The sequence below is a fragment of the Isoptericola sp. NPDC056578 genome (assembly GCF_042793275.1).
In the GTDB taxonomy this organism is placed as follows: domain Bacteria; phylum Actinomycetota; class Actinomycetes; order Actinomycetales; family Cellulomonadaceae; genus Isoptericola.
Genome location: NZ_JBHTVC010000021.1, coordinates 24005 through 34214 on the forward strand (window position 1 = coordinate 24005; position 10210 = coordinate 34214).

Genomic DNA, 10210 nt, shown 5'->3' on the forward strand with positions numbered 1-10210 from the left:
GCTCGTGGCAGGCTGGGGGCGTGCCCGCCGCCTCCACGTCCCGACAGCCCCGCCCCGCCCGCAAGGGGAGGTCCTCGGCGAACAGCCGGCCGTGGGACGACCCCACGCTGGCCCCGGTGCTCCTCGTGCGCGGACCGGAGGGGCTGCTCGCCGAGCGGGCCGTGGACGGCATCGTCGGGCTGGCGCGCGAGCGCGACGCCACCACCGAGAAGGCCGAGCTCGACGGCGGCACCTACGCCGCCGGTCAGCTCGTCGTCGCCGCCAGCCCGTCGTTGTTCGGCGAGCCGAGCGTCGTCGTCGTGCGGGGCGCCGAGGCGGCCACGGAGGACCTGGTCGCGGACGTGGTCGCGTACGTCGCGGCGCCCGACCCGGAGACGGTCGTCGTGGTGGTGCACGGCGGTGGGCAGCGGGGCAAGAAGATGCTCGACGCGATCGTCGCCAGCGGTGCCCCCGTGCTCGAGTGCGAGCCGATCTCCAAGGACGCCGACAAGGTGCAGTTCGTGACGGCCGAGTTCCGCGCCGCGCGGCGCCGGGCGGACGCGGCGGCGGTCCGGGCGCTCGTCGACGCCCTGGGTACGGACCTGCGCGAGCTTGCGTCCGCCTGCTCCCAGCTCGTCGCCGACACGACCGGCACCATCAGCGAGACCGTGGTCGACCGGTACTACGGCGGCCGCGTCGAGGCGACGGGGTTCAAGGTCGCGGACGCAGCGGTCGCGGGGGACACGGGGGGTGCGGTCGCGCTCCTGCGCCACGCCCTGGCGACGGGCGCCGACCCGGTGCCGATCGTCGCCGCCCTCGCACTGCGTCTGCGCACCCTCGCGCGGGTCGCGGCGATCCGCGGCGGAGCGGCCACCGCGCGGCAGCTGGGGCTGCAGGACTGGCAGGTCCGCAACGCTCAGCGGGACCTCTCCCGCTGGACCCCGGAGGGCCTCGCGACCGCCATCGGCGCCGTCGCGCAGGCCGATGCCGACGTCAAGGGCGGCGGCCGCGACCCCGTCTACGCCGTCGAGAAGGCCGTGCTGACGATCGCCCGCTCCCGCCGCGGCTGACCCTCACAGCGCCTGTCCTGGCCGGAGACGCGCGAAGGGCGCCGCACCCGGTGGGTGCGGCGCCCTTGCGGAGTCTTGGCCGGTCCGGCCCGACGTGAGAGGCGTCAGGCGGACGGAGCGCGACGACTACAGGCGACTCAGAGCGCCTCGACCTGCTTCGCGATGGCCGACTTGCGGTTCGCGGCCTGGTTGGCGTGGATGACGCCCTTCGAGACGGCCTTGTCGAGCTTGCGGGAAGCGGCCTGCAGCGCGGTGGCAGCGGCCTCCTTGTCGCCCGCGGCGACGGCCTCGCGCACCTTGCGCACGTAGGTCTTCAGCTCAGACTTGACGGCCTTGTTGCGCAGGCGCGCCTTCTCGTTCGTCTTGATGCGCTTGATCTGGGACTTGATGTTTGCCACGTGTGGACTTCCTGGTGTGTTCGCCTGCCGGCGAGCGGATAGGTCGTAGAGGGCGGCCACAGCTCCGGGACTGGGGTGGGGAACCCGTGGAGAGGAACTGCGGCTGTGCCCGCCGACCTGGGCGGACACGCAAACATCAACGATAGCAGAGGGGGCCAGCCGGCAGAACCGCGTGCGCGGGCCCGTCCTGTGAGATGCGCCCCGGCGTTCCTGCCCCCGGGTCAGTTCCCGGGTCGCTTCCCGATCCTGATCCTCAGGCCCTCGCCCGACCCATCGCCTCGACCACGGCGTCGAACGTCTTCCGGTCGAGCACCGCGCCCTCGCGCCGGACCTTCCCCGGGTCGACGCGGAGGATCCGGTTGAGGCGCACCTCGCTCGGGCGCTTCCGCGGGTCCCACGCCCCGGCGCCGACGTCCATCCACAACCGGCCGTACCGCGCCTCCTGCGCGGCGTCGCGGTCGTGGTCCTTGCTGGTGAGCTGCAGGGCCAGCAGCCACGGGCCGTCGCGGCCCACGAGCAGCACCGGCCGGTCCTTGCCCTGGCTGTGGTCCTCCTCGTACGGCACCCACGTCCACACGACCTCGCCCGGGTCGGGCTCGCCGTCCAGGCTCGGGGAGTACACCGGGCGCACCGTGCCGGTGTAGTCGCCGGGGTATCCGGCGTCCCGGGCGGGCGTCGTCGTCCCGCGCCGGTTCGACGGCCTGGCCGTCGGGGGGCGGGTGGTCGAGGTGGGTCGCGCGGAGCCGCGCGACGACGGGCGGGTCGCCGAGCGCAGCACATCCACCAGCAGGTTCAGCCATCGGTTCGCCACGGCGGACAGCCTACGTGCGGCTCACTCGAGCACGAACCGCACCAGCCGGTCGCCCATCGCCTCCGGGTCCCACGAGTGGTCGGCGCCCGCGACGGTCTCGGCGGTGCCGTCGGGCACCGCGGACGCGAGGTCCGCCGCGGCCTCCGGCATGCCGGGGAAGGTCCGCGTCCCCGTCATGGCGAGCAGGGGCACCTGGATGCCGGAGAGCTCGCCGTCGCGCAACGCCCGCGTCGCCCAGGTCAGCGCCTGGGCGTCGGCCCGCTGCGAGACGACGGACGCTGCGATCGCGGGCCATTCCGGCGACGCCTTGGCCCCGGCGAGCCACTCGGGCGGCATGTCCTTCATGAAGTGCTCGGTGGCGCCCTCGAGGTCGCCGGCGTCGATCCGCCGCTCGATCTCGGCCGCCCAGGCGGCCGTCTCGCCGGCCCCGGACTCCAGCGGGGCCTCCCACAACGCGAGCCCGAGGACGGGGAGGCCCCGGTCCGCCGCCCGCAGCGAGATCGCGCAGCCCGACGAGTGCCCGCAGAGCACGGCGGGTCCGCCCGCAACGTCGAGCACCGCGGCCACGGCGTCCAGCTCGCGGTCCAGGTCGAGGCGACCGGCGGCGGGGGAGTCGCCCCGGCCGAGCCGGTCGTAGACCACGGTCGTGACGCCTGCCGCCGCCAGGATCTCGGCCGTGCGGGTCGTCACCGGGTCGACGGCGCGGAACGGCCCGGCGCCCGCGACGAAGACGACCGCGGGGCCCGTGCCCCGCAGGTCGTAGGTCACGCGGTCGCCGCGCGCGGTGGTGACGGTCGCGGTGGCGCACGCGGTGGCCGCCGCGCTCGGGGGGCCTGCGGTGCCTGCGGTGTCGTCGCTCATGTCGGGTGGGACCGGGCGACCCGCCGCGACTCATCGGTACCCCGGCGGCGACCGCCCGGGCCTCAGGGCACGAGCGGCCCGGCGAGCACACGCCGCGCGGCGTCGAGGTCGCCCTCGACGACGGCGCCGGCCTCCGCGGGCGTGAGCCGCCCCCACAGCAGCAGGTCGAGCCGCTGCGCCGTCGTGGTGAGCGTCGCGTCGGCGTCGGCGTCGGCATCGGCATCGAGATCGGCATCGTCGGCCGTCGGGGCGCCGAGCGTCCACGACCAGCCGACGTCGGAGGCGACCACCCGGAGCCGGTCGGTGAGCGGCGCCGCCCGGCCGAGCCGCACCTGCCGCGGCTGGAACATCGTCACGACCTCGTCGACGCCGTCGGCCCAGACCTCGGGGGCGAGGGTGACCGTGTCCAGCGCGCCCGGGCCGGATCCCAGCCGCGCGGCGCGCAGGTCGTGCAGGTGCACGAGCGTCTCGTGGGACTGGCGGCGCCACCAGAACGACGCCGGCCCGTCGCCGAGCAGCGTCCGCGCGGCGCCGTCCGGCCCTGCGGCGTCGAGCGTCGCGCGCAGGTCGGCGGCGTGCCGGCGGTAGAGCGCGGCGAGGGCCGCGATCCCGCCGTCGGGACCCGTGGGGTCGGGGGCCGGCAGGTCCTCGTCGCGCGAGGGGTCGCCCAGGGCCATCCCCGCCGCCCAGTGGTGCACGCCCGCGAGGTGCAGCACCAGCTCGGCCGCGCGCCAGTCGCCGCAGGCCGGGACGGGCGCGACCGGTGCGACGTCGGGCACCGTGGCGGCGAACTCGTCCTGGAGGTGCGCGAGGAGTGCGAGCCGGTCGGGCTCCGGACCAGCGTCGGTGCGCCGCCCCGTGCGCGGGTCGACGACGGGGCGGGGCTGCGGGGCGGCGGGCGACGGCGGCATGACGCCGAGGCTAGCGCCCGGCACCGCCCCGGCCGAAGGCCTCAGGAGTCGAGCAGGGCGTCGACCTCGCGGAGGAAGTCGTCCAGGTCGTCGGGGGTCCGGGACGTCACGAGGGGGAAGCCGGCGCCGTCGTCGCGCACCACCGACCGGTCCACCCAGCGCCCGCCCGCGTTGCGCACGTCGGTGGCCAGGGACGGGTATGACGTCAAGGTCGCACCGCCGACGCACCCCGCCTCGACCACCGCCCACGGACCGTGACAGATGGCGGCGACCGGCCTGCCCGAGTGCGCGAACGTCGTGACGAGCCCGATCGCGGCCTCCTGCAGGCGCAGGGCGTCGGCGTTGATCGTGCCGCCCGGCACCAGCAGCAGGTCGACGCCCTCGGGATCGACGGCGTCGTAGGTCGTGTCGGCGGGAACGGGCCGCCCCGGGTCCTTGTCGCCGACGAGCGTGCGCACGTCGCCCGGCTCGTTCGAGGCGACGACCACCTCGGCGCCGGCGGCTCGCAGGTGGTCGAGCGGTACCACCAGCTCGTCCTGCTCGACGCCGTAGCTCGTCACGATCGCCAGCACGCGCTTCCCGGTCAGGTCTGCGGTGTCGGTCATGTCGGGGGCTCCTCCCGTCACGTCGGTCGGTGGACCTCGACCGTACGCAGCGGTGCACGACGCACGCACGTGGGACAGGCCCGCGGGACCCCGGGGGACAACCTCATGGGACAATGGCCGGGCCTCGTCACCACCGACGACACCCATCCAGCGACCCTGACGGAGCGAATCGCGTTGCCCATCCCCGGACCCGCGCTGCGTGCGCGCATCGAGCCGAACGCCACGGCGCCCGAGCTCATCCGCAACTTCTGCATCATCGCGCACATCGACCACGGCAAGTCGACGCTCGCCGACCGCATGCTGCAGCTCACCGGCGTCGTCGAGCCGCGGGCCATGCGGGCGCAGTACCTCGACCGGATGGACATCGAGCGCGAGCGCGGCATCACCATCAAGTCGCAGGCCGTGCGCATGCCCTGGCAGGTGGGCGAGGAGGCCCACGCGCTCAACATGATCGACACCCCGGGGCACGTCGACTTCACGTACGAGGTCTCCCGTTCGCTCGCGGCCTGCGAGGGCGCCGTCCTGCTGGTCGACGCGGCGCAGGGCATCGAGGCGCAGACGCTCGCCAACCTGTACCTGGCGATGGAGAACGACCTCGAGATCATCCCGGTCCTCAACAAGATCGACCTGCCGGCCGCGCAGCCGGAGAAGTACGCCGAGGAGATCGCGGGACTGGTCGGGGGCGACCCCGAGGACGTCCTCAAGGTCTCCGGCAAGACCGGCGAGGGCGTCGAGGCGCTCCTGGACCGGATCGTCGAGCGCATCCCGGCCCCCGTCGGCGACGCGGACGCCCCCGCCCGCGCGATGATCTTCGACTCGGTCTACGACACCTACCGCGGCGTGGTCACGTACGTGCGGGTCGTGGACGGCAACCTCAACCCGCGCGAGCGCATCGCGATGATGTCGACGCGCGCCACGCACGAGCTGCTCGAGATCGGCGTCATCTCGCCGGAGCCGATCGTCACGAAGGGGCTCGGCGTCGGCGAGGTCGGCTACCTCATCACGGGCGTGAAGGACGTGCGCCAGTCGAAGGTCGGCGACACCGTCACCAACATGGCCAAGCCCGCCTCGGAGGCGCTCGGCGGGTACAGCGACCCGAAGCCGATGGTGTTCTCCGGCCTCTACCCGGTGGACGGCACCGACTACCCGGCGCTGCGCGACGCCCTCGACAAGCTCAAGCTCAACGACGCCGCGCTCAACTACGAGCCCGAGACGTCGGTGGCGCTCGGCTTCGGCTTCCGCGTCGGCTTCCTCGGCCTGCTGCACCTGGAGATCGTGCGCGAGCGGCTCGAGCGCGAGTTCGACCTCGACCTCATCTCCACCGCCCCGAACGTCGTCTACGACGTCACGCTCGACGACGGCACCGAGGTGAAGGTGACCAACCCGTCGGAGTTCCCGGGCGGCAAGATCAAGGAGGTCCGCGAGCCCGTGGTGCGCGCGACCATCCTCGCGCCGAGCGAGTTCGTGGGCACGGTCATGGGCCTGTGCAACGACCGCCGCGGCCAGATGCTCGGCATGGACTACCTGTCGGAGGACCGCGTCGAGCTGCGGTTCACGCTGCCGCTCGCCGAGATCGTGTTCGACTTCTTCGACCACCTCAAGTCCCGCACCCGCGGCTACGCGTCGCTGGACTACGAGCCCTCGGGCGACCAGGCGGCCGACCTCGTGAAGGTCGACATCCTGCTGCAGGGCGAGCAGGTGGACGCGTTCAGCGCCATCGTGCACAAGGACAAGGCGTACGACTACGGCGTCATGATGACGGCGAAGCTCAAGGAGATCATCCCGCGCCAGCAGTTCGAGGTGCCGATCCAGGCCGCCGTCGGCGCCCGCGTCATCGCCCGCGAGACGGTGCGCGCCATGCGCAAGGACGTGCTCGCCAAGTGCTACGGCGGCGACATCAGCCGGAAGCGCAAGCTGCTGGAGAAGCAGAAGGAGGGCAAGAAGCGCATGAAGAACATCGGGTCCGTCGAGGTCCCGAAGGACGCCTTCATCGCCGCGCTCTCCTCGGACGGCGGCGGCGGCAAGGACGCCAAGGACAAGAAGAAGTAGTGCCCGCGCTGCCTGACGGCACGCCCGTGCCCGACGACGGCGCGCTGCCGCAGTGGGTGCGGCCCTCTCTGTCCGCTCCGGACGGCGACGGCCGACCGTTCGGCGTGTACGTGCACGTGCCGTTCTGCTCGGTGCGCTGCGGCTACTGCGACTTCAACACGTACACGGCGTCCGAGCTGGGTGGCGGTGCCAACCAGGCGGCGTACGCGACGACGGCGCTGCGCGAGGTGGACCTCGCCGCGCGGGTGCTCGACGACGCGGGCCTGGGGGCGCGCCCGGTGTCCACGGTCTTCTTCGGCGGCGGCACGCCCACGATGCTGCCCGCCGCGGACCTGGCGCGGATCCTGCGCGGGGTCGACGACGCCTGGGGGCTGGCGGACGGTGCCGAGGTCACCACCGAGGCCAACCCGGACTCGGTGACGCCCGACTCGCTGAGGCTGCTCGCGGACGCCGGGTTCACCCGGGTCTCGTTCGGCATGCAGTCGGCGGTGCCGCACGTGCTGGCCACGCTGGAGCGCACCCACGACCCGCGCCGCGTCCCCGACGTCGTCGCCTGGGCCCGCGACGCGGGCCTCGACGTCTCGCTCGACCTCATCTACGGCACGCCGGGTGAGTCGCTGGACGACTGGCGTGCGTCCCTCGACGCCGTGCTGGCCGCCGGCGTGGACCACGTGTCGGCGTACGCGCTCGTCGTCGAGCCGGGCACCAAGATGTACGCCCAGGTGCGCCGCGGGGAGATCGCGCTGCCCGACGAGGACGACCAGGCCGCCAAGTACGAGCTGGCCGACGACCTGCTCACCGAGGCGGGCCTCGGCTGGTACGAGGTGAGCAACTGGGCACGCGGGCCGGAGCACGCCTGCCGGCACAACCTCGCCTACTGGCGCGGCGACGACTGGTGGGGGATCGGTCCCGGCGCGCACTCGTACGTCGCGGCTCCGTCGGCCGAGCCGCGCGAGGGGGAGCACGCCGGCGTGCGCTGGTGGAACGTCAAGCACCCGCGGCGCTACGCCGCGCTCCTGGAGGACGGCGCGTCGCCGGGCGCGGGGCGCGAGCTGCTCACGCCCGCCGAGGCCCAGCTCGAGCGCGTGCTGCTGGGGGTGCGCGTGCGCGAGGGGCTGGAGGTCGCGGCGCTCGACCCGTCCCGCCGTGCGGCGGTCGCCGGGCTGGTGGCCCGCGGTCTGCTCGACGGGGTCGCCGCCGTCCGGGGGCGCGTCGTCCTCACCCGGCGGGGCCGCCTCCTCGCGGACTCCGTCGTCCGCGAGCTCACCCCCTGAACCGCGTCGAGCGTGCTGACCTGCTCCTCGAACGGCTCGTTCGAGCAGGTCAGCTCGCTCGATTCCCGCGCGGCGGGGTCGGTCAGGAGATCAGGCGGATGTTCAGCGGGTAGCGGTACGCCTCGTGGCGGTTCACGGCGACCGCGGCGAGGATGCCGAAGACGATCGACAGGACCCAGACCGCGAGCAGGATCACGAACCCGACGAGCAGGAACACCGTGATCCAGCCGACGACGTAGCCGATGAGCAGCGTGATCTGGAAGTTCAGCGACTCCTTGGCCTGGTCCCCCACGTACGCGCTGCGGTCGCGCAGGAACAGCCAGATCAGCAGCGGCGTGAGGAACCCGAGAAGGCCGAGACTCAGCAGGGAGAGCACCGGCGGACCCAGGTGGGCGACCAGCGCCCAGGTGCGCTCGTCCGACGGCGAGAGCGGCTGCGGCCCGTAGCCGTACGGAGGCTGACCTGGAGGCTGTCCGCCGTAGGGCGGCTGGCCCGGTGGTGGGCCGCCGTAGGGCGGCTGTCCGGGGGGCGGACCCGCCGGCGGCTGCTGCGGCGGCGGTCCGTACGGCGGGGTGCTCATGGGGCCATCCTCGCGCATCTGCGGTGGTCACGTGCGGTGGCGGAGCCGATCGGGTGCGGCCAGAGTGGGCGGAGGCGCCGACCCCGCCGGGTGCGTCGCCCGAACCACTCAGGAGGAACGATGAGCGAGAACACGCCGCAGCAGCCCGGCGACCCGCAGCAGCCGCCGCAGCAGCCGGGACACCAGCCCCCGCCGGGCCAGCCGGCACCGCACGCGCCGTACGGGCAGCAGCCGCCCGCCGGCCCGCCGCCGCACGGCGGCCAGCCGCCCTACGGCGACCAGCCCTACGCCCAGCCGCAGCAGCCGTACGAGGGGCAGATGCCCGACCCGGGCCTGTACCCCGGCTCCGAGTACCCGCCGGACCGGTCGGCGGGGCCGATCACGCCGCACGGCGAGGGCAGCGGCTTCCTCAGCGCGCTGTTCGACTACTCCTTCAGCCGCTACATCACGCCCAGCGTGGTGAAGGTCGTCTACATCATCGTCACGGTGCTGGTCGCGCTGGCGTGGCTCTCCGGCCTCGTCGCCACGTTCTCCCAGTCGATCTGGGGCGGGATCCTGTACCTCGTGTTCGGGTGGATCATCGCGCTCGTGTACCTGGCGCTCGCCCGCATCACCCTGGAGTTCTTCATGGCTGTCATCTCCGTCTCGGAGAAGGTCAACGCCTACGCGCAGCGGGACGGCATCACCACGCGCTGACCCTCCCGGGAGGCGCGGTCAGGCCGTCACGAAGTCGATGAGCTCCTCGACCCGGCCCAGCAGGGCCGGGTCGAGGTCGCGGTAGTCCCGCACGGTCGCGAGGATCCGCTGCCACGCGCGGCCGACGTCCTCGGTGGTCGACGCCGGCCAGCCCAGCTCCCGCAGGATGCCACGCTTCCACTCCGTGCCCCGCTCGATGGTGGGCCACGACGCCAGCCCGAGCCGTTCCGCCTTCACGGCCTGCCACACGTCGACGTACGGGTGGCCGAGCACGACGACGGTGCCGCGCGGCACCCGCTTCAGGGCGTCGTCGGCGAGGCGCCGCTCCTTCGAGCCGGGCACCAGGTGGTCGACCAGGACGCCGACCCGCCGCTCCGGCGTCGGGGCGAACTCGTCGAGGGCGTCCGCGAGGTTGTCCACGCCGTCGAGCAGCTCGACCACGACGCCCTCGACGCGCAGGTCGTCGCCCCACACCTTCTCGACCAGCTCGGCGTCGTGCTTGCCCTCCACCCAGATGCGCGACCCGCGGGCCACCCGGGCGCGCTGGTCGTGCACCGCCACGGAGCCCGACGCCGTCCGGGTGGGTCGCTCCGGGGCGCGGGTGGTCACCGGGGCCGTCAGCTCCACCGGCTGCCCGTCCACCCAGAAGCCCGGGCCCAGGGGGAACGACCGGGTGCGACCGCGCCGGTCCTCCAGCACCACGAGGTGGACGCCGCCCGACTTCTCCACGCGCACGACGGCGCCCACCCAGCCCGTCGTGACCTCCTCGACCACGAGGCCGTGGTCGGCCGCGCGGGGACGGGACACGGGCCGGCGGCGGTGATGGGCGGAGCCGTCCGGGGCGCCCGGGGCGCGGGAGCCGGAGGAGGACAGGACGTCGGAGCCGTAGCGGTCGTGCACGGCGGTGAGCCTACGGTCGCGACCGCGACGGAGGAGCTCCCGACACGCGCCGCGCGCCGTCCGGTCGGAACCAGAC

The 10210-nt window shown here is 74.0% G+C and carries 11 protein-coding genes; 4 read left to right on the forward strand and 7 right to left on the reverse strand.

Annotated elements, in window-relative coordinates; translation table 11 throughout:
• The first annotated feature begins 20 nt into the window (after positions 1 to 20).
• Positions 21 to 1049 carry a DNA polymerase III subunit delta gene (holA, locus tag ACFQ80_RS10390; RefSeq protein ID WP_430550093.1) on the forward strand — a complete coding sequence of 343 codons (1029 nt, stop codon included), beginning with the start codon at positions 21 to 23 and terminating at the stop codon, positions 1047 to 1049.
• Positions 1050 to 1186: 137 nt separating this feature from the next.
• Here holA and rpsT read toward each other — a convergent pair whose 3' ends face one another.
• From rpsT to ACFQ80_RS10415, 5 genes are all read right to left on the reverse strand, one after another.
• Entirely contained in the window at positions 1187 to 1447 is a 261-nt protein-coding gene (gene rpsT / locus ACFQ80_RS10395) for a 30S ribosomal protein S20 (RefSeq protein WP_430550092.1), read from the reverse strand.
• A 253-nt stretch (positions 1448 to 1700) separates the two neighbouring features.
• On the reverse strand, positions 1701 to 2258 hold the full coding sequence (locus ACFQ80_RS10400; protein ID WP_430550091.1) for a type II toxin-antitoxin system PemK/MazF family toxin: 558 nt from the start codon (positions 2256 to 2258) through the stop codon (positions 1701 to 1703).
• Positions 2259 to 2279: 21 nt separating this feature from the next.
• Positions 2280 to 3119: an alpha/beta fold hydrolase gene (locus ACFQ80_RS10405; protein WP_430563604.1), complete on the reverse strand. Its 840-nt coding sequence runs from the start codon at positions 3117 to 3119 to the stop codon at positions 2280 to 2282.
• Between the two features lie 62 nt (positions 3120 to 3181).
• Positions 3182 to 4030: a maleylpyruvate isomerase N-terminal domain-containing protein gene (locus ACFQ80_RS10410; RefSeq protein WP_430563605.1), complete on the reverse strand. Its 849-nt coding sequence runs from the start codon at positions 4028 to 4030 to the stop codon at positions 3182 to 3184.
• 41 nt (positions 4031 to 4071) lie between these two features.
• Positions 4072 to 4635, reverse strand: coding sequence for a DJ-1/PfpI/YhbO family deglycase/protease (locus ACFQ80_RS10415; RefSeq protein ID WP_430563606.1), 564 nt, complete (start codon positions 4633 to 4635; stop codon positions 4072 to 4074).
• A 174-nt stretch (positions 4636 to 4809) separates the two neighbouring features.
• Here ACFQ80_RS10415 and lepA point away from each other — a divergent pair, with 174 nt between their 5' ends.
• A complete protein-coding gene (gene lepA, locus ACFQ80_RS10420; protein WP_430550087.1) occupies positions 4810 to 6684 on the forward strand; it encodes a translation elongation factor 4 in 1875 nt (624 codons plus the stop codon).
• The gene (hemW, locus tag ACFQ80_RS10425) at positions 6684 to 7958 is read left to right on the forward strand and encodes a radical SAM family heme chaperone HemW (protein WP_430563607.1); all 1275 of its coding nucleotides are present in this window, start codon (positions 6684 to 6686) and stop codon (positions 7956 to 7958) included. Before lepA ends, hemW begins: the two co-directional genes overlap by 1 nt.
• 82 nt (positions 7959 to 8040) lie before the next feature.
• Here the strand turns inward: hemW and ACFQ80_RS10430 are convergent, their stop codons facing one another.
• Entirely contained in the window at positions 8041 to 8538 is a 498-nt protein-coding gene (locus ACFQ80_RS10430) for a DUF4870 domain-containing protein (protein WP_430550085.1), read from the reverse strand.
• 120 nt (positions 8539 to 8658) lie between these two features.
• On the opposite strand from ACFQ80_RS10430, the gene ACFQ80_RS10435 reads away from it, so the two are divergent.
• Positions 8659 to 9234, forward strand: a complete 576-nt coding sequence (locus ACFQ80_RS10435; protein ID WP_430550084.1) for a DUF4282 domain-containing protein — start codon at positions 8659 to 8661, stop codon at positions 9232 to 9234.
• An 18-nt stretch (positions 9235 to 9252) separates the two neighbouring features.
• Here ACFQ80_RS10435 and ACFQ80_RS10440 read toward each other — a convergent pair whose 3' ends face one another.
• Positions 9253 to 10134, reverse strand: coding sequence for a DUF3097 domain-containing protein (locus ACFQ80_RS10440; RefSeq protein ID WP_430550083.1), 882 nt, complete (start codon positions 10132 to 10134; stop codon positions 9253 to 9255).
• Between the last annotated feature and the right edge of the window lie 76 nt (positions 10135 to 10210).